General features: G+C 61.3%; 15 protein-coding genes. 3 read left to right on the top strand and 12 right to left on the bottom strand.

Annotated elements, in window-relative coordinates; genetic code table 11:
- Nucleotides 1-17: 17 nt before the first annotated feature.
- The 5 genes from FFI16_RS29305 to FFI16_RS29280 all read right to left on the bottom strand — a co-directional run bounded on the left by FFI16_RS29305 (nt 18) and on the right by FFI16_RS29280 (nt 6,842).
- A complete protein-coding gene (locus tag FFI16_RS29305; protein WP_138813551.1) occupies nt 18-3,035 on the bottom strand; it encodes a sarcosine oxidase subunit alpha in 3,018 nt (1,005 codons plus the stop codon).
- On the bottom strand, nt 3,032-3,334 hold the full coding sequence (locus FFI16_RS29300; RefSeq protein ID WP_071484907.1) for a sarcosine oxidase subunit delta: 303 nt from the start codon (nt 3,332-3,334) through the stop codon (nt 3,032-3,034). The genes FFI16_RS29305 and FFI16_RS29300 overlap by 4 nt, the downstream gene beginning before the upstream one ends.
- Before the next feature lie 15 nt (nt 3,335-3,349).
- The gene (locus tag FFI16_RS29295; protein ID WP_010207084.1) at nt 3,350-4,600 is read right to left on the bottom strand and encodes a sarcosine oxidase subunit beta; all 1,251 of its coding nucleotides are present in this window, start codon (nt 4,598-4,600) and stop codon (nt 3,350-3,352) included.
- A gap of 22 nt (nt 4,601-4,622) precedes the next feature.
- The gene (gene glyA / locus FFI16_RS29290; protein ID WP_099550385.1) at nt 4,623-5,876 is read right to left on the bottom strand and encodes a serine hydroxymethyltransferase; all 1,254 of its coding nucleotides are present in this window, start codon (nt 5,874-5,876) and stop codon (nt 4,623-4,625) included.
- Between the two features lie 237 nt (nt 5,877-6,113).
- Nucleotides 6,114-6,842, bottom strand: a complete 729-nt coding sequence (locus FFI16_RS29280) for a TraX family protein (protein ID WP_138813549.1) — start codon at nt 6,840-6,842, stop codon at nt 6,114-6,116.
- Between the two features lie 90 nt (nt 6,843-6,932).
- Here FFI16_RS29280 and FFI16_RS29275 point away from each other — a divergent pair, with 90 nt between their 5' ends.
- Both FFI16_RS29275 and FFI16_RS29270 read left to right on the top strand, forming a co-directional pair.
- Nucleotides 6,933-7,973, top strand: a complete 1,041-nt coding sequence (locus FFI16_RS29275; protein ID WP_138813548.1) for a low specificity L-threonine aldolase — start codon at nt 6,933-6,935, stop codon at nt 7,971-7,973.
- A 183-nt stretch (nt 7,974-8,156) separates the two neighbouring features.
- Nucleotides 8,157-8,357, top strand: a complete 201-nt coding sequence (locus tag FFI16_RS29270) for a hypothetical protein (RefSeq protein ID WP_138813547.1) — start codon at nt 8,157-8,159, stop codon at nt 8,355-8,357.
- A gap of 139 nt (nt 8,358-8,496) precedes the next feature.
- On the opposite strand, the gene gbcB is transcribed toward FFI16_RS29270, so the two are convergent.
- Nucleotides 8,497-9,597 carry a glycine-betaine demethylase subunit GbcB gene (gene gbcB / locus FFI16_RS29260; protein ID WP_138813546.1) on the bottom strand — a complete coding sequence of 367 codons (1,101 nt, stop codon included), beginning with the start codon at nt 9,595-9,597 and terminating at the stop codon, nt 8,497-8,499.
- A 283-nt stretch (nt 9,598-9,880) separates the two neighbouring features.
- On the opposite strand from gbcB, the gene gbcA reads away from it, so the two are divergent.
- Nucleotides 9,881-11,176, top strand: coding sequence for a glycine-betaine demethylase subunit GbcA (gbcA, locus tag FFI16_RS29250; protein WP_138813545.1), 1,296 nt, complete (start codon nt 9,881-9,883; stop codon nt 11,174-11,176).
- Between the two features lie 746 nt (nt 11,177-11,922).
- Here gbcA and FFI16_RS29245 read toward each other — a convergent pair.
- The 6 genes from FFI16_RS29245 to FFI16_RS29220 all read right to left on the bottom strand — a co-directional run bounded on the left by FFI16_RS29245 (nt 11,923) and on the right by FFI16_RS29220 (nt 19,687).
- Nucleotides 11,923-12,693 carry an electron transfer flavoprotein subunit beta gene (locus FFI16_RS29245; protein WP_138813544.1) on the bottom strand — a complete coding sequence of 257 codons (771 nt, stop codon included), beginning with the start codon at nt 12,691-12,693 and terminating at the stop codon, nt 11,923-11,925.
- A 10-nt stretch (nt 12,694-12,703) separates the two neighbouring features.
- Entirely contained in the window at nt 12,704-13,924 is a 1,221-nt protein-coding gene (locus tag FFI16_RS29240) for an electron transfer flavoprotein subunit alpha/FixB family protein (RefSeq protein WP_138813543.1), read from the bottom strand.
- Entirely contained in the window at nt 13,924-15,867 is a 1,944-nt protein-coding gene (gene dgcB / locus FFI16_RS29235) for a dimethylglycine demethylation protein DgcB (RefSeq protein ID WP_138813542.1), read from the bottom strand. The genes FFI16_RS29240 and dgcB overlap by 1 nt, the downstream gene beginning before the upstream one ends.
- 167 nt (nt 15,868-16,034) lie before the next feature.
- A complete protein-coding gene (dgcA, locus tag FFI16_RS29230) occupies nt 16,035-18,095 on the bottom strand; it encodes a dimethylglycine demethylation protein DgcA (RefSeq protein ID WP_138813541.1) in 2,061 nt (686 codons plus the stop codon).
- Nucleotides 18,096-18,111: 16 nt separating this feature from the next.
- Complete coding sequence (locus tag FFI16_RS29225; protein WP_034116150.1) at nt 18,112-18,642, bottom strand: DUF5943 domain-containing protein; 531 nt, start codon at nt 18,640-18,642, stop codon at nt 18,112-18,114.
- Nucleotides 18,643-18,709: 67 nt separating this feature from the next.
- Entirely contained in the window at nt 18,710-19,687 is a 978-nt protein-coding gene (locus FFI16_RS29220; protein WP_138813540.1) for a dipeptidase, read from the bottom strand.
- Nucleotides 19,688-19,764 lie beyond the last annotated feature (77 nt).

Below are 19,764 nucleotides of genomic sequence, written 5' to 3'. Positions count from 1 at the left end.
GGCCGCGCCTCGGTCTATCAGATGTTCTGGCGATCGCCTTTCGGGTCAAAGAACACCGAGGACACAATCTCTGCCTCGATCACGCTGCCATCCGCCTGCGGTGAGAACACTCGCTCACCCATACGCTTCAAGCCGCCCTTGACCACCGCCATCGCAAACGAATAACCCAGCGAGTTGTGCGCGTAGCTTGAGGTCACGTGGCCGACCATCTTCATCGGGATCGACTGCTTGGGGTCGAACACCAACTGTGCGCCTTCCGGCAGCCATACAGTCGGGTCAATCGGCTTCAAGCCCACCAGCTGCTTACGCTCTTCACGCACGCAGTCTTCGCGGTTCATCCCGCGCCAGCCGATCCACGAGAACGGTTTGGTACGGCCTACGCACCAGCCCATGTTCAGGTCGTCCGGGGTCATCGAGCCGTCGGTGTCTTGCCCGACGATGATGAAGCCCTTCTCGGCCCGCAGTACGTGCATGGTCTCGGTGCCGTACGGCGTGAGGTTGTACTTCTTGCCGGCCGCAACGATCTGCTCGAGTACGCCCATGGCGTAGTCGGCCTGCACGTTGACTTCGTACGACAGCTCGCCGGTAAACGAGATACGGAACACCCGCGCCGGTACGCCGCCGACCAAGCCTTCTTTCCAGGTCATGAACGGGAAGCCGTCCTTGTCCAGGTCGATGTCGGTGACTTCCGCCAGCAGCTTGCGACTGTTGGGGCCGGACAAGGTCATGGTTGCCCAGTGGTCGGTGACCGAAGTGAAGTACACCTTGAGGTCTGGCCACTCGGTCTGCTGGTAGATTTCCAGCCACTGCAGCACGCGGGCCGCGCCGCCGGTGGTGGTGGTCATCAGGAAGTGGTTGTCGGCCAGGCACGCAGTTACACCGTCGTCGAAGACCATGCCGTCTTCCTTGCACATCAGGCCGTAGCGGGCCTTGCCCACGTCGAGCTTGGTCCAGGCGTTGCTGTAGATGCGGTTGAGAAACTCGCGGGCATCCGGGCCTTGAATGTCGATTTTGCCGAGGGTGGACGCATCCAGCAGGCCAACGCTGTCGCGCACGGCCAGGCATTCACGCTTAACGGCGGCATGCAGGTCTTCACCGTTGCGTGGGAAGTACCAAGGGCGTTTCCATTGGCCGACGTCTTCAAACTCGGCGCCGTTTTTGACGTGCCAGGCTTGCAGCGCGGTGTAGCGCACCGGCTCGAAAATGTGCCCACAGTGGCGGCCCGCGACGGCGCCGAAGGTCACCGGCGTGTAGTTGGGGCGGAACATGGTGGTGCCCATCTGCGGGATGGTCACGTTCAGCGAGCGGGCCGCGATGGCCAGGCCGTTGACGTTGCCGAGCTTGCCCTGGTCGGTGCCGAAACCCAGCGCGGTGTAACGCTTGACGTGCTCGACCGACTCGAACCCTTCGCGGGTCGCCAGCTCAATCGCCGCGGCGGTGACGTCGTTTTGCAGGTCGACAAATTGCTTCGGCGCGCGTGCGGTCGGGTTGTCATGGGGCACTTGGTAAATGCCCAGTGTCGGCTCTTCCAGACGGCTCAAGGCTTTTGGCAGCGTGCCTTCCACCGGCGCAAACCCGGCTTCGCTGGCCGCGCGCACGCCGCCTTCAAAACCATCGGCCAGGGAATCGCCGAGGCCGAAGACGCCATTGATGCCCCCCACGCACACACGTTTTTGCGGGGCTTCGCCCGGTACAAAACCGAGGATGTCTTCACGCCAGGTCGGCTTGCCGCCCAAGTGCGAAGCCAGGTGAACCACAGGGCTGTAGCCGCCGGAGCTGGCCACCAGGTCGCAGTCCAGCCACTCGCCGGGGCTGGTGACTTTGTGCGCTTTGACATCAATCGCCGCCACCCGCGCAGCGGTCACGCGCTTGCTGCCACGGGCTTCGATCACGGCGCTGCCGGTGAGGATGCGAATGCCTTTGGCACGCGCTTCTTCCACCAGCGCGCCGCGTGGGTTGTGACGCACATCGGCGACAGCCACCACGGTAAGGCCCGCATCAAGCCAGTCCAGCGCGACACGGTAGGCGTGGTCGTTGTTGGTCGACAGCACCAGTTTTTTGCCCGGTGCCACACCGTAGCGGCGCACGTAGGTGGAGACTGCACCGGCGAGCATGTTGCCCGGCACGTCGTTGTTGCCGTACACCAATGGGCGCTCGCACGCACCGGTCGCCAGCACCACACGTTTGGCTCGCACACGGTGGATGCGCTGACGCACCTGGCCAATCGGCGCACGGTCGCCGAGGTGGTCGGTGAGGCGTTCGTGGATGGTCAGGAAGTTATGGTCGTGGTAACCGTTGACGGTGGCACGCGGCAGCAGCACCACGTCGGGCAGGGCTTTGAGTTCGGCGATCACGCTGGCAACCCATTCGGTCGCCGGTTTGCCGTCAAGGCTTTCGCGGGAATCGAGCAAGGAGCCGCCGAATTCTTCCTGCTCATCGGCGATGATCACCCGAGCACCGCTGCGCGCAGCCGCCAATGCAGCGGCCAGGCCGGCAGGGCCTGCGCCCACAATCAGCACGTCGCAGTGACGGTTGAAGTTGTCGTAGGTATCCGGGTCGTTCTCGGTCGGCGAGCGGCCAAGGCCCGCAGCCTTACGAATGTACTTTTCGTACGTCATCCAGAACGATTGCGGGTACATGAAGGTTTTGTAGTAGAAACCCGGCGGCATCAGCTTGCCGCCGACCTTGCCGAGAATGCCCATCACGTCATTGTTAACGCTCGGCCAGCCGTTGGTGCTGGTGGCGACCAAACCCTGGTACAGCGCCTGTTGCGTGGCGCGCACGTTGGGAATCTGGGTGGCTTCGGTGGCGCCGATCTGCAGCACCGCGTTGGGCTCTTCGGCGCCGGCTGCAAAGATGCCGCGTGGGCGCGAATACTTGAAGCTGCGGCCGATGATGTCGACGCCGTTGGCCAGCAGTGCAGCGGCCAGCGTGTCGCCCTCAAAGCCTTTGTAGCTCTGGCCGTTGAAGGTAAATGTCAGGGCTTTGTTACGGTCGATGCGACCACCGTTGGACAGGCGATTGATCTGGCTCATACCTTCTCTCCAGAAGCCTTGGCGGTGAATTGCGGCTTGGTGCCAATCTTGTAGGTTTCAAGAATTTCGTAGGTCAGGGTGTCGCGGGTGGCGTTGAAGTACTGACGGCAACCGGCGGCATGGATCCACAGTTCGTGGTGCAGCCCGCGTGGGTTGTCACGGAAGAACATGTAGTCGCCCCACTCTTCATCGGTGCAGGCATTCGGGTCCAGCGGGCGCGGGATATGCGCTTGGCCGGACGCGTGGAATTCCTCTTCGGAGCGCAGTTCGCCACAGTGAGGACAGAAGATATGCAACATAGGAAATTTCTCCTGTTAGTGGGCGACGGCCGCAGCGCCGTGTTCGTCGATCAACGCACCGTTGTGGAAACGGTCGATGGAAAAAGGCGCTGCCAATGGGTGCATTTCACCCTTGGCCAGGCTGGCGGCAAACACGTTGCCTGAGCCCGGCGTGGCCTTAAAGCCACCGGTGCCCCAACCGCAGTTGAAGAACATGTTCGGCACCGGCGTCTTGGAGATGATCGGGCAGGCGTCCGGCGTGGTGTCGACGATGCCGCCCCATTGGCGGTTCATGCGCACCCGCGACAGCACCGGGAACATTTCGACGATGGCCTGGATGGTGTGTTCGATCACCGGGTACGAACCACGCTGGCCGTAGCCGTTGTAGCCGTCGATACCGGCGCCGATCACCAGGTCACCCTTGTCGGACTGGCTGATGTAACCGTGCACGGCGTTGGACATGATCACGCTGTCGATAATCGGCTTGATCGGCTCGGACACCAGCGCTTGCAGCGGGTGGGATTCGATCGGCAGGCGGAAGCCAGCCAGCGAGGCCATATGCCCCGAGTTACCAGCAGTCACCACACCTACGCGCTTGGCGCCGATAAAACCCTTGTTGGTTTCGACGCCGATGCACACGCCGTTTTCCTTGCGAAAGCCGATCACTTCGGTCTGCTGGATCAGGTCCACGCCGAGTGCGTCAGCCGCACGGGCGAAACCCCAGGCCACGGCATCGTGACGGGCCACGCCGCCGCGCCGTTGCACGGTGGCGCCGAGTACCGGGTAGCGGGTGTTTTTTGAGCAGTCCAGGTACGGAATCTCGTCGGCCACTTGCTTGGCGTTGAGCAGTTCGCCGTCCACACCGTTGAGGCGGTTGGCGCTCACGCGGCGTTCGGAGTCACGGATGTCTTGCAGGGTGTGGCACAGGTTGTAGACGCCACGCTGGGAGAACATCACGTTGTAGTTCAGGTCCTGGGACAGGCCTTCCCACAGTTTCATCGCGTGTTCGTACAGGTGCGCCGACTCATCCCACAAGTAGTTGGAGCGCACGATGGTGGTGTTGCGCGCGGTGTTACCGCCGCCCAGCCAGCCTTTTTCGACCACGGCCACGTTGGTGATGCCGTGCTCTTTGGCCAAATAGTAAGCCGTCGCCAAACCATGCCCGCCGCCGCCGACGATCACCACGTCGTAGACCTTTTTCGGTGTGGGCGTGCGCCACATCTTCTGCCAGTTTTCGTGGTGGCTGAGTGAGTGCTTGAAGAGGCCGAAGCCCGAGTAGCGTTGCATAGTCATTACTCCAAAACCGCGCTCAGCGATAAACCGGGAAATCAGCGCACAGGGCAGACACGTGCTTGGCCACGTTGGCCTCGACATCGGCATCGCCGAGGTTGTCGAGGATGTCGCAGATCCAGCCAGCCAGTTCGATGCATTGCGGCACCTTGAAACCCCGCGTGGTCACCGCCGGGGTGCCGATACGCAGGCCCGAGGTCACGAACGGCGACTGCGGGTCATTCGGCACGGCGTTCTTGTTGACGGTGATGTGGGCGCGGCCGAGGGCAGCGTCCGCGTCTTTGCCGGTGAGGCCCTGGCGAATCAGGCTGACCAGAAACAGGTGGTTATCGGTGCCGCCGGACACCACGTCGTAGCCGCGCTTGATAAACACGTCAGCCATGGCTTGGGCGTTGTCGATGACCTGCTGTTGATAGGCTTTGAAACCTGGCTCCAGCGCTTCCTTGAAGCACACGGCCTTGCCGGCGATGACGTGCATCAGCGGGCCGCCCTGGGCGCCGGGGAACACGGCAGCGTTGAGTTTCTTTTCAATCGCTTCGTTGGCCTTGGCCAGGATCAAACCGCCACGTGGACCGCGCAGGGTCTTGTGGGTGGTGGTGGTGACCACATCGGCGTACGGCAGCGGGTTCGGGTACAGGCCAGCGGCAACCAGGCCGGCGACGTGGGCCATGTCGACGAACAGCAGTGCGCCAACCTTGTCGGCGATCTGGCGAAAGCGCGGGAAATCCAGGGTTTTGGAGTAGGCAGAAAAACCGGCCACGATCATTTTCGGCTGGCACTCAACGGCCAGGCGCTCGACTTCGTCGTAATCGATCAGACCGGTATCGGTGTTGATGCCGTACTGCACGGCGTTGTACAGCTTGCCCGAGGACGACACTTTGGCGCCGTGGGTCAAGTGGCCGCCGTGGGCCAGGCTCATGCCCAGGATGGTGTCGCCGGCATTGATCAGCGCCAGGTACACCGCGCTGTTGGCAGACGAGCCGGAGTGCGGCTGCACGTTGGCGTAATCGGCGCCAAACAGTTGTTTGGCGCGCTCGATGGCCAGGGCTTCAACCTTGTCCACATGCTCGCAGCCACCGTAGTAGCGCTTGCCTGGGTAGCCTTCGGCGTATTTGTTGGTCAGGCCACTGCCTTGGGCTTCCATTACGCGTTTGCTGGTGTAGTTCTCTGACGCGATCAGCTCGATATGATCTTCCTGACGCTGCTCCTCGGCATTCATGGCCGCCAGCAATGCGTCGTCATATCCCTGGATCTGGTCTTTTTTGCTGAACATCGCGTCTCTCCCAGCCTTTCGTATTGTTAAGGCCCATGCAGGGCCCTTTGATGCGATGGTAGGGCTGGCGCAGAGAGGTCAAATGCCTACGCACGCCACGCAAAGGTGCGTTTACGACATGGCACGAACAACGCAGAACAAATGTGGGAGCGGGCTTGCTCGCGAAGGCGGTGAGTCAGCTTGCACATGTATTGACTGACCCACCGTATTCGCGAGCAAGCCCGCTCCCACAGGGGGTTAGGCGAGCACCTGGCGGACGAGTAGCAACAGCAGAAAATGCAGCGGATACAGCGCATACGCCCAGCGGCGCATGGCCGGTGGCGAGGCGTTTTTGCCATGTCGTAACAAGAGCAAACCCGCCAATGGCGCAATCAGGCAAGCGGCCAACCCCATATGCGCCACTGGCGTGCCGCTATTGAGCAGGATCTGCCACTGATTGCCGGCCAGGCAGACCAAACCCGGCAACAGGCTGAAATACCATGGGCGGATAAATACCAGCAGCATCGCCAGCGGCAGCAACACACCGAAAAACCCGAACATCAGCTGGGCAGAAAACAGGCCCGCGATGACCAGGGCGATCAGCGCCAATCCTCGATCAAAAAGCGCCTTCTGCTGCCATCCTCGTGCAACCAGCAACCCCAGCGCCAAAGTCGGCAAGACGTTCAAGGTATCGGCATCCTCGATAAACAGCCGATAGGGCACTTCACTGATCACACTGAACAGCAACAGCCAGCCCAGGTAGCGCCACTGACCGGTCACGGGGGCATTGGCAGCCCGGTGCAAATTGGCTGCAATCGCCAGGCAAAACCAGGGAAACGCCAGGCGCCCCGGCACGTACAGGCCGTCCAGGCTCAAACCGACATAGCGCAAATGGTCGAGTACCATGCTCAGCAGCGCCAGCCACTTGAGCAAATCCAGTGCGCCATCGCGGACGCGTCCGACAGCCAACGTGTGTGTACCGTGCATAATTCCCCAGTGACTTTGCATTTACAGTGCGTGCGCACCCGCGACAATCTTGGTTACAGTGCGCACCAACATCGACCACAGGAATGGGCCATGACTGACAAGAGCCAACAATTCGCCAGCGACAACTATTCCGGCATCTGCCCGGAAGCCTGGGCCGCCATGGAACAAGCCAACCAGGGCCATCAACGCGCCTACGGCGATGATGAGTGGACCCACCGTGCCGCAGACGGTTTCCGCAATCTGTTCGAAACCGACTGCGAAGTGTTCTTCGCCTTCAACGGTACAGCAGCCAACTCCCTGGCGCTGTCTTCGCTGTGCCAGAGCTACCATAGCGTGATTTGCTCGGAAACCGCCCACGTCGAAACCGACGAATGCGGCGCGCCGGAGTTTTTCTCCAACGGCTCCAAGCTGCTCACCGCACGTACCGAAAACGGCAAGCTGACCCCGGAATCGATCCGCGAGATCGCCCTCAAGCGCCAGGACATCCACTACCCCAAACCGCGCGTGGTCACCCTCACCCAAGCCACGGAAGTGGGCAGCGTGTACACCCCGGAAGAAATCCGCGCCATCAGCGTCACCTGCAAAGAGCTGGGCCTGAACTTGCACATGGACGGCGCGCGTTTTTCCAACGCCTGCGCGTTCCTCGGCTGCTCCCCGGCCGATCTGACCTGGAAAGCCGGTGTGGATGTACTGTGTTTCGGCGGCACCAAAAACGGCATGGCCGTGGGCGAAGCCATCCTGTTCTTCAACCACAAACTGGCTGAAGACTTCGACTACCGCTGCAAACAGGCCGGCCAGCTGGCTTCGAAGATGCGCTTCCTCTCGGCACCGTGGGTGGGCCTGCTGGAAAACGACGCCTGGCTCAAACACGCCCGCCACGCCAACCACTGCGCGCAATTGCTCAGCAGCCTGGTGTCGGACATTCCCGGCGTGGAGCTGATGTTCCCGGTACAGGCGAACGGCGTGTTCCTGCAACTCTCGGAACCAGCCATCGCGGCGCTGACGGCCAAGGGCTGGCGCTTCTACACCTTCATTGGCAAAGGTGGCGCACGGTTCATGTGTGCGTGGGATACCGAAGAGGAACGTGTAAGAGAATTAGCCGCAGACATCAGGGAAGTGATGAACGCTTAAGTCTTACGAATACTGGCGCATTGCCGAGACTGTTATTTGGTGTTTCTGACAGCATCACAGCCCATTTTCATCGACTAGCCTCTTGGAACCCGAAAGGAAAACGCCGCTGCAGCGGCCACCTTTCGGGAACAACTGCCTGCCGAATAATCGGCCGGAAACGGAAATCCAGCAGAGAGCTAACCTATGGAATATCAATGCGACGGCAATAACCTCAGAATCGACGGCACTATCAGCACCACCGTCATCGACTGGGATGAATTCCGGAAGATCGCCAACGTCGGCGATACCATCCGCGAACCATCGAGGACACTGAGGATCTACGACAAAGCCTATGAATTGACAGCATCAGGCCAGCACTTTGTCGTGCATGTCTACGCCCAGTAACCGTTAACAACGGTGGGAGCGGGCTTGCTCGCGAAGGCGATGCATCAGACACCATCATCAGTGACTGACACTCCGCTTTCGCGAGCAAGTCGAATCGTCGCACCGCCGCTCCCACATTGGACTGTGCCCAATTGAGAGATTAGAACTCGATGCGCACGTCGCCCTTCGGCACGCTGCAGCACGAGAGGATGTAGCCTTCGGCTTCGTCTTCCTCGGTGATCCCGCCGTTGTGGTCCATCTCGACCTCCCCACCCAGCTTCATCACCTTGCAGGTTCCACAAATGCCCATGCCGCAGGCTTTGGGTATCAGCAGGCCAAGCTTGGCCGCAGCCGCGTGCACGGTTTCGCCCGGTGCCACACGAATGCTTTTGCCGGAGGCGATAAATTCCACTTGGTGCAGGTCCGCCAGGTCGACCTCTGGTGCATCAGCCGCTTGCTCGGCCTGTTCCACCGCATCGGCACGGGCTTCCGGCGGCGTGGCGCCGAAGGATTCCTCGTGATAGCGCGTCATGTCAAAGCCGGCGGCCTCCAGCAGGCGTTTCACCGCGCTCATGTACGGCGTAGGGCCGCAGCAGAACACTTCCCGCTCAAGAAAGTCCGGCACCATCAATTCCAGCATCTTGTGGTTCAGGTAGCCGCGATAACCGGCCCAGGGCTCGCCCAGCCCGTGTTTTTCGCAGATCAGGTGCAGGCTGAAGTTGTCGATCCGCGACGCCATGTGCTCCAGCTCGCGGTGGTAAATGATGTCTTTGGGCGAGCGGGCGCTGTGGATAAAGGTCATGTCGACATTCGCGTTGGTGTCGTAGAACCAGCGCGCCATGGACATTACCGGCGTGATGCCGACGCCGCCACTGAGGTACAGCACTTTGGGGCTTGGGAAGTCGATGGCATTGAACAACCCGACCGGCCCGTGCACCGCCAACTCCTGGCCTTCATGCAGGGTGTCGTGCAGCCAGTTGGAAACCCGCCCGCCCGGCACGCGCTTGATGGTCACCGAGAAGCTGTACGGCACCGACGGCGAACTGGAAATGGTGTAGGAGCGCATGATCGGTTGGCCTTCGATCTCCAGCTCCAGGGTGACGAACTGCCCCGGCTTGAAAAAGAACAGAATCGGCTGGTCGGCCATGAAGCAAAAGGTGCGCACGTCCCAGGTTTCCTGGATGACTTTGACGCAACGGACGATGTGCCGACCATTGGCCCAGGTCTGGGTGGTTACCGGGTTCAGGAAATTGTTGGACATGCTTGCTCTCCACTGCCGATGCTCGGCTTTATGGTGGCGATTCTGCGTAACGCCGCAACCGCCCATTTACCTATCTGCGACATTCACATACTTATCGCGACCAGCCCCCATACCACGGGGCTTGCGCGTCGGGATCAGAGTGGGCCATGTCGTTAATGGACAAGGTTCTGGTGTTCGGCGGCCCCACACTCGCTCCCAACAACGACGCTTTCTTTACGCCTTGCTGCAAAACCTGATTAGCCACTTTCGCCGGCCACACAGAATGGCCATGAGGACACACACGATGGACGTCACCGCAACCTTAAGCTTGGGCGATCCGCTGGAACCCGCACGCAAGGCCACCGCGCAAATGCTGCAAGAGCGCGAGCGCACTTTTTCGCTGCCGCAGCCGTTCTACTCTGATGAGCGGTTGTTTGATATCGACATGCAGGAGATCTTCCAGAAAGAGTGGTTGATCGCCGGCATGACCTGCGAGATCCCTGCCAAGGGCAACTACATCACCCTGCAAATCGGCAAGAACCCGATCATCGTGATCCGTGGCGCCGACGGCGTGGTGCATGCCTTCCACAACGTGTGCCGCCACCGGGGTTCGCGCCTGTGCACCAGCGACAAGGGCAAGGTTGCCAAACTCGTCTGCCATTACCACCAGTGGACCTACGAACTGGACGGCCGCCTGCTGTTCGCCGGCACCGAGATGGGCGCCGACTTCGACATGAAGCAGTACGGCTTGAAGCCCGTGAACGTGAAAACCGCCGGCGGTTACATCTTCATCAGCCTGGCCGAAAACCCGCCGGCCATCGATGACTTCCTGTCGACGTTGAACCACTACATGGAACCCTACGACATGGAGAACACCAAGGTGGCGATTCAAACCACCTTGTTCGAAAAGGCCAACTGGAAGCTGGTGCTGGAAAACAACCGCGAGTGCTACCACTGCAACGCATCGCACCCGGAACTGCTGAAAACCCTGCTGGAATGGGACGACGTCACCGACCCGCGTGCCGACCAGGCCTTCAAGGACCACGTTGCCGCCTCCGCCGCTGCGTGGGACGCCGAAAAGATCCCTTACGCCCACGCCAGCTTCGGTCTGCGTAACCGCATCGTGCGCATGCCGCTGCTCAAAGGCACGGTGTCGATGACCCTGGACGGCAAACAAGGCTGCGCCAAGCTCATGGGCCGCATCAAGAACCCGGACCTGGGCTCGATGCGCATCCTGCACCTGCCGCATTCGTGGAACCACTGCATGGGCGACCACATCATCGTGTTCACCGTGTGGCCGATCAGCGCCCAGGAAACCATGGTCACCACCAAGTGGATCGTGCACAAGGACGCCGTGGAAGGTGTGGACTACGACGTGGACCGCATGCGCCAGGTCTGGGACGCCACCAATGACCAGGACCGCCGCCTGGCCGAAGAGAACCAGCGCGGGATCAACTCCACCGCGTACCAGCCAGGCCCGTACTCCAAGACCTATGAGTTTGGCGTGGTGAACTTTGTCGATTGGTACAGCGAGCGGCTGCTGAACAACCTGGGCGCGGCGCCTGCGCCTTACCTCAAGGGTGTGGCAGCGCACGAGTAACTGACACACCCAAGATCAAACTGTGGGAGCGGGCTTGCTCGCGAAATCGGTGGTTCAGCAATGAATGAATTGACTGATACACCGCCTTCGCGAGCAAGCCCGCTCCCACATTTGGATCAGCTGACTGTTCAAAAATTGATCAGAACCCTTACAGCCCTTTGCCACCCTACCCTTCAGCCTTCGCCCAACAACTTATCCACAAACCCACCCACAGCAATTGTGGGCAAGTGTGCTCAACCCTCGAAATTAACTGAAGAAAATCCGTGACTTATTCAAGTCGTGCGGTTTTAGCCACACCTGATCACTTATTGAACAATATATTGAAAGCCACTGAATACGTGGCCTACAGCGGTACGCGAACACCTTATCCACAGAAGCACCAACAGACTTTGGGGGCAACTTAGCCAGCCTTGTGGAAAACCACCTCAAACCTTCATAAATCGGGGCATTCAGGGATTTCAGCGAGCCAACCAGGCAAATTGATCATATTTTGATCAAGTCACTGAAAGCCTTTATTTACAAGGCTCCCAGCCGAGAGCGAACATCTTATCCACAGAAGCGCCAACAGACTTTGGGGGCAAGTTTGTGCATGGTTTCAAACTTACCCAGGAAAAAACCCAAGCAAAAACCGTCAGTTAGCCTGGTTGTTTTTCGTACAGAGGGCTGCAGGGCTTGATTAGACAGGGGTGTGGACAACCGCGAACAGGTTATCCACAGGTGGATCAACAGGGATTGTGGGTAATCCTTTAGCGCACCACGCCTTCTTCGATGAGTAGCTTAAGAATCGCTTCCGCGCCCGCTTCAGGGCTAAGCCCCTTAAGCACCTGCCCACCGCCGCCGCTGGCCTTGGCAGTCGCCGCCTTCATCCGATCGGCGCCGCTCTTGGCCTTGATCACCTTGAGGCGCTTGGGCCGGGGCTTGGCCGGTTGCAGCAACGCACCTGTGAGTAACTCATCGTGTTCAACCTCGACCTCATGGGCCGCCAGTTCACCGCGCTGCGCCGGGCCATAGGCGCTTTGCCGTGGTTTGGGCGCGGCGTTATCCACAGTTGCCAGAAACGGCAGGCGCACCTTCAGGCGCCGCCGCTGCCCGCGCGGCAACGCTTGCAGCACATGGGCAATGCCGCCGTCGATAGACTCCACTTGCGCCAGCCCGACGATCAACGGCCAGCCCAATTGCTCGGCCAACAGAAACGGCAACATGCCCGAGCCTTCGCCGGTTTCCGCCTGGCTGCCGGTGAGCACCACCTGGGCCCCGGCCTCACGCAGATAATCACTGAGCACCGGCAAGGCATCGCTGCCCGCCGGTTGTTCCAGCACCTGCAACTGCGGCAGGCCCATGCCCAGGTAGCTGCGCAACGTCGGCTCGTTAACGTCACCGGCATGCAGCACCTGCAAACTATCCCCAGCCAGCTGCAGGCCCAGTTCGACAGCGCGGGCATCTTGCTCGGCGCGGCGTGGGCGGCCGGAGGTCGGGTGGGCGCCGATGGACACCAAGCTGATTACATTCGTGGTCATGGTCATGTCCTTAAGCCGCATCGCGCTTGGCGCCGTTGCGGTACACCTGCACCGCCTCGATCAAGGCTTGCAGAATCGCGGCGCTTTCGCCGATCACCGACAAGTCGGCACGCTTGATCATGTCGCAGCCAGGGTCGAGGTTGATCGCCACTACCTTGTCGCAGGCACCAATGCCTTGCAGGTGCTGGATCGCCCCGGAAATACCCACAGCCACATAAACCCGTGCCGTGACCCAGGTACCGCTGGCGCCGACCTGGCGATCACGCGCCATAAAGCCATCGTCCACTGCTACCCGTGAAGCGCCTTCGGTGGCGCCCAGGGCGGCGGCGGTCTGGTGGAATAACGCCCAATCTTTTACGCCATTGCCGCCAGAGAAAATAAACTCCGCCTCGGCCATCGGAATCGCCCCAGGGTCCACCGCCACTGCGCCGAGATCCTCGATACGCGGCAGGCTGCGCGCCAGGGCTGTGGATAACTCCACGGGCAAGGCTTCGTGGCGGGTTTCGCTGACCGGCTCGGCGCATTCCACCGCTGCCAGAATCAGGCGCGGCAGTGGCCGGGCCAGATCCTGCTGGCCAGCACCGGCGCGGCCGATGCACTCTTCGCCCTTGATCTGCCAGACACGTGTGGCTGGGCGCTCTTTGAGGCTCGCGGCAAAACGCCGGCCCAATTCGCCGCCGCCACTGCGGCTGTCGGGCAACAACCAATGGCGTGGGTTGAACTGGTTATCCACAGCCCGCAAGCCCTGGACGCGTTGCTCCGGTGAATAACCCTCGAACTCGTGGCCTTCCAGCACCAGCAGGCGATCGACGCCCGCCGTGGCAAAAGCACTTTCTTTGTGTTCGCCAAACACCACGGCCACTACCGCGCCGTCGCTGCCGGCCAGTTGCCGGGCCAGGCCGAGCAAATCGCGGTCATGGCTGCTCAGGCGGCCACCGACCATGTCCGGCACCACGTTGATGTAGAACGCCGGCGCTGGCACCTGATGCAGCGGCAACTGCACTTGCACCGCTGCCGTACGCTTGGCCGCGCCGCCCTGCTGGGCGCCGCTGCGGTCGATACGCTTGATGCCGTTGGGGCCGATAAACCCCACGCCATGCACGTTTTTGCGGATAACGCCGTTCGGCCCCATCCAGCTGTGTTGCACCGGCTGCATGGCGGCGTGCAGCGGGTGCAGGCGGTTACGGGCGATCCATTCGGCCCGTGGGTCGCGGCGGATAATGTCGCTCATCAGTGCACCTCCGCAGGTTCACGCTTATTGGGGGCCTTGGCAGGCGTAGCGTCTTCAAGCAACGCGTCAGCCACCAGTTCGGCGATGTCCTTGATCAGTGGCCGTGGCTCGACCACACCTTCAAGCATCGCGGTGCACTGCGGGCAACCCACGGCCACCAGCTCGGCGCCGGTTTCGCGGATGTCGTCCATGCGCATATCCGGGATGCGCTGCTTGCCGGGAATATCGGTGATCGGCGCACCGCCACCGCCACCGCAGCAGCGCGAACGGAAGCCCGAGCGTTGCATCTCCTTGACCTCGATGCCCAATGCCCGCAGCACTTGGCGCGGCGCCTCGTATTCACCGTTGTAGCGGCCCAGGTAACACGGGTCGTGATAGGTCACGCTGCTGCCCTTGTGCTGGCCCAGGTTCAGCGCGCCCTCGCCGATCAACTCGGCCATGAAGGTGCTGTGGTGCTGCACGACGTAGTTACCGTTGAAGGCGCCGTATTCGTTTTTCAGCACGTGAAAGCTGTGCGGGTCGCAAGTGACGATGCGCTTGAAGCTGTACTTGGCCAGGGTCTGGATGTTGCGTGTGGCCAGCAGTTGGAACGTGGCCTCATCACCCAGGCGGCGAGCCACGTCGCCGCTGTCGCGTTCTTCCAGGCCGAGCACGGCAAAGTCGACCTTGGCCGCCTTGAGCACTTTGACGAAGGCGCGCAGGGTGCGCTGGTTACGCATGTCGAAAGCACCGTCGCCGACCCAGAACAGCACGTCGGCGCTGCCTTTTTCGCTGACCAAGGGCAGGTTCAGGTCCGCCGCCCAGTTGAGGCGACCGCCCGGTGCGAAGCCGCCGGGGTTGTCGGTGGCGATCAGGTTTTCCAGGACTTCGGCGCCCTTGTTCGGCGTGGCGCCTTTTTCCAGGGTGAGGTGGCGGCGCATATCGACGATGGCGTCGACGTGCTCGATCATCATCGGGCACTCTTCCACGCAGGCGCGGCAGGTGGTGCACGACCACAGGGTTTCAGCATCGACCAGGCCGTTGACGATGGGCTGGTGCGGGTTGCCGCCGTGCTCGCCGATGGCCTTGCCAGGGTACGGGCTGCCGGCGAACTTGGCATCGGTGCCACCGGCCAGGCCGACGACCATGTCCTGGATGAGTTTTTTCGGGTTCAGCGGCTGGCCGGCAGCGAACGCCGGGCACGCGGCTTCGCATTTGCCGCACTGCACGCAGGCGTCGAAGCCGAGCAGTTGGTTCCAGGTAAAATCCTTGGGTTTTTCCACGCCCAATGGCGCGGTTTTATCGCTGAGGTCGAGCGGCTTCAAACCGGTAGAGCGGCCGCCACCAAAACGCTCGGCGCGGCGGTGCCAGGCCAGGTGCAGGGCACCGGCGAAAGCGTGCTTCATCGGCCCGCCCCAGGTCATGCCGAAGAACATTTCGCTCACGCCCCACAGCACGCCCACGCTCAACAGTGTCGCGAGCAGCCAGCCGCCGAAGTCGGCGGGCAGAATCCCGGCCACCGGCAAGGTCACCAGGAAGAAGCTCCCCGAGAAGGCCATGAGGCTTTTCGGCAGCCGCATCCACGGGCCTTTTGACAGACGTGATGGCGGGTTACGCCGACGCAGATACACAAAGGTGGCGCCGACAAACATCAGCACCGAGGCCAGCAGCAACGCATAGCCGAGGATACGGTTATGCAGGCCAAAACCGTGCACCAGAATGGCCAGCAACGCCGACAGCACAAAGCCCAGGGCGGTGGCGACGTGGGTGTTGGCGATGTATTTGTCGCGGGCCACCACGTGGTGCAGGTCGACCATGTAGCGCTTGGGCATGGCCAGCAGGCCGCCCAGCAAGTCAACCTTGGAAGCACGCCCACGGCGCCACATGTTCACCCGGCGCAGGGCGCCGAGGGCGGCGAGGCCCAGGGCAGCAAACAAGAGAATAGGAAGCAAGGTGTTCAACATGGTGAAGCTCCCAAAGACCACACAGGTCTTGCATGGGAACCGGATAAAGGTGGGAGCTGGCTTGCCTGCGATGGCATCGCCTCGGTGTCACTCAAGACCGAGTCGCCTGCATCGCGGGCAAGCCCGGCTCCCACATTGACCGGTTTCCACAGTGGTTCGGTGGTTGCCTAGAAATCCTTGCACAAGCGCAGGGCGTCATAGATCGCGGCGTGGGTATTACGCTGCGCCACACAGTCACCGATGCGGAACAGCAAGTACCCGTCACCCGCCTCGCTCAAGCACGGCTGCGGCTTGATCGCGAACAAGGCTTCAACATCGATCTGGCCCTTGTTGCGCGAGCCTTCCTTGAGGCCGTAGTAAATGGCCTCGTCCGGGCGCACGCCGTTCTCGACCACCACCTGGTCAACCACACGCTCTTCCTTGGCGCCGGTGTATTCGTTCTCCAGCACCGCCACCAGCTTGTCGCCCTCGCGGTAGACCTTTTCCAGCATCATGTCGCCGGTCATGATCACTTCTTTGGGGTACATGCTGCGGTAGTAGGTCGGGAACGACGTACCGCCAATCGCCACGCCAGGCTTGATGTCGTCGGTAACGATTTCCACCTGGCTGCCTTTGTCGGCCAGGAAGTCGGCCACCGACATGCCGGTGAACTCGCAGATGGTGTCGTACACCAGTACGTTCTTGCCCGGCGCCACTTTGCCGTCGAGCACGTCCCAGCTGCTCACCACCAAACCTTCAGCGGCGCCCCAATGCTCGTTCTGCTCGATAAACGGATGCCCGCCGACGGCCAGCACCACAATGTCAGGGCGCAGGTCGAGGATGGTGGCGGCATCGGCCGCCACGCCCAGGCGCAGGTCGACCTTCAAACGCGCCAGCTCCAGCTGGAACCAGCGCGTGATACCGGCGATCTGATCACGCTGCGGGGCTTTGGAGGCTGTAGTGATCTGCCCGCCAATAAATTCTTTTTTCTCGAACAAGGTCACGTCGTGGCCACGTTCGGCCGCTACGCGCGCGGCTTCCATCCCGGCGGGGCCGGCACCCACCACCACGACCTTGCGCTTGACCCCGGTGGATTTCTCGATGATGTGCGGCACGCCCATGTATTCACGGGAGGTCGCGGCGTTCTGGATGCACAGCACGTCCAGCCCTTGGTACTGACGGTCGATGCAGTAGTTGGCGCCAACACACTGTTTGATCTGGTCGATCTGGCCCATCTTGATCTTGGCGATCAGGTGCGGGTCGGCGATGTGCGCACGGGTCATGCCGACCATGTCCACATAGCCGCCTTCCAGAATGCGTGTGGCCTGGTTCGGGTCCTTGATGTTCTGCGCGTGCAGCACCGGAACCTTGACCACTTCCTTGATACCGGCCGCCAGGTGCAGGAACGGCTCCGGCGGGTAGCTCATGTTGGGGATCACGTTGGCCAGGGTGTTGTGGGTGTCGCAACCCGAGCCCACCACGCCGATAAAATCGAGCATGCCGGTGTCGTCGTAATACTTGGCGATCTGCTTCATGTCCTCGTGGGACAGGCCGTCCGGGTGGAACTCGTCACCACACAGGCGCATGCCCACGCAGAAGTCGTCACCGACTTCGGCGCGCACGGCTTTGAGCACTTCCAGGCCGAACTTCATGCGGCCCTCGAAGGTGCCGCCCCATTCGTCGGTACGCTTGTTGACCCGTGGGCTCCAGAACTGGTCGATCATGTGTTGGTGCACGGCGGACAGTTCCACACCGTCCAGGCCACCGGCCTTGGCGCGTTTGGCGGCGCTGGCGTAGTTGCCGATCACGCGCCAGATTTCTTCCGGCTCGATGGTCTTGCAGGTGGCGCGGTGCACCGGCTCACGCACGCCGGACGGCGACATCAGGGTTGGCCAGTTAAAGCCGTCCCAGCGCGAGCGACGGCCCATGTGGGTAATCTGGATCATGATCTTGGCGCCATGCTTGTGCATGGCGTCGGCCAGGTTCTGAAAGTGCGGGATGATGCGGTCGGTGGACAGGTTCACCGAACTCCACCATTCCTGCGGGCTGTCGATGGCCACCACCGAGGAGCCGCCACAGATCGCCAGGCCGATACCGCCCTTGGCTTTCTCTTCGTAGTACTTCACATAGCGGTCGGTGGTCATGCCGCCGTCGGTGGCATACACCTCGGCGTGGGCGGTACTGAGCACGCGGTTGCGGATGGTCAGTTTGCCGATCTGGATCGGCGCAAACATTGCTTCGAAAGCCATGGCACGGTTCCTCGACTTACAACGGCTTGACGGTGAACAGGCCGTCGTCGTGGCCCTCTTCGGAGCCTCCGTAGACTTGCTCGGCGACAGTGCGAATCTGGCTGCCGCGCGCTTGCAGAATCTGGTCCATGGCACCGGCAAACCAGCCGGTGAACATGTAGTCCACTTTGCGCCCGACCTTGCCGTACACGTAGACAAACGCCGAGTGCTCGAGCTTGACGCTGGCGGTGCCTTTGTCGAGGTCGATGTCCTGGATCTTGAACAGGCCCCAGCCGCGTTGCGACAGGCGCTTCATGTAGTGTTCGAACACTGCAACGCCTTCCAGGCCGTGGCACTCAGCTTCTTTTTCACACCAGTGCCAGGCGGATTTGTAGCCGGCCTTGTAGAGGATCTCGGCGTAGGCGTCGGCGCCCAGCACTTCTTCGATGCCCATGTGGTTGTTGACGAAGAAATGCCGTGGCACGTACAGCATTGGCAGGGCGTCGGAGGTCCAGACACCGGTTTCGCTGTCGACTTCGATAGGCAATTGCGGGGCGATTTTGGCCATGGAAACTTAACTCCAGAAAATTCTCAGGTATGCCCCGACGCGAACGGTCGGGGAGAAATGCGGTGGCTTATTCGCCCCAGACGTCTTTCAAGACGTTGACCCAGTTCTCGCCCATGATCTTGCGCACCACGCGCTCGCTGTGGCCGCGTTTGAGCAGGGTCTCGGTGAGGTTGGGGAACTCGCCCACGGTGCGGATACCCAGCGGGTTGATGATCTTGCCGAAGCTGGTCAGGCGGCGGGCGTAGCCCTTGTCATGGGTCAGCATCTCGAAGAAATCCTGGCCATGGCCCTGGGTGAAGTCGGTGCCGATGCCGATGGCGTCTTCGCCGACGATGTTCATGGTGTATTCGATGGCTTCGGCGTAGTCATCGATGGTCGAATCGATGCCCTTGGCCAGGAACGGCGCGAACATGGTCACGCCGACAAAACCGCCATGGTCGGCGATGAACTTGAGTTCTTCATCGGACTTGTTGCGCGGGTGCTCTTTAAGGCCCGACGGCAGGCAGTGGGAGTAGCACACCGGCTTTTTCGATTCGAGGATGACTTCTTCGCTGGTTTTGGAGCCGACGTGGGACAGGTCGCACATGATGCCGACACGGTTCATCTCGCCGACGACTTCGCGACCAAAGCCCGACAGCCCGCCGTCACGCTCGTAGCAGCCGGTGCCGACCAGGTTCTGGGTGTTGTAGCACATCTGCACCACGCCCACGCCGAGCTGCTTGAAGATCTCGACGTAGCCCAACTGGTCTTCAAACGCATGGGCGTTCTGGAAGCCGAAGATGATGCCGGTCTTGCCCTGCTCTTTTGCACGGCGAATGTCGGCGGTGGTTTTCACCGGGATAACCAGGTCGCTGTTCTCACGGATCAGGGTCTGGCTGGCAACGATGTTGTTGATCGTGGCCTGGAAGCCTTCCCATACCGACACCGTGCAGTTGGCGGCGGTGAGGCCACCTTTGCGCATGTCTTCGAACAGGTCGCGGTTCCACTTGGCAATAATCAGACCGTCGATAACGATGCTGTCGGCGTGCAACTCGGCTGGGCTCATCAGGCGTCCCCTTATTGGCGATTCATGCGCCGAATCGTCTGCCGGCGCTTTGGGGCCAGCATATGCTCAGGGGCCGA

The organism is Pseudomonas sp. KBS0710, from assembly GCF_005938045.2.
In the GTDB taxonomy this organism is placed as follows: domain Bacteria; phylum Pseudomonadota; class Gammaproteobacteria; order Pseudomonadales; family Pseudomonadaceae; genus Aquipseudomonas.
The sequence above is the reverse complement of the archived record's forward strand: the minus strand, read 5'-3'. Positions and strand labels throughout refer to the sequence as shown.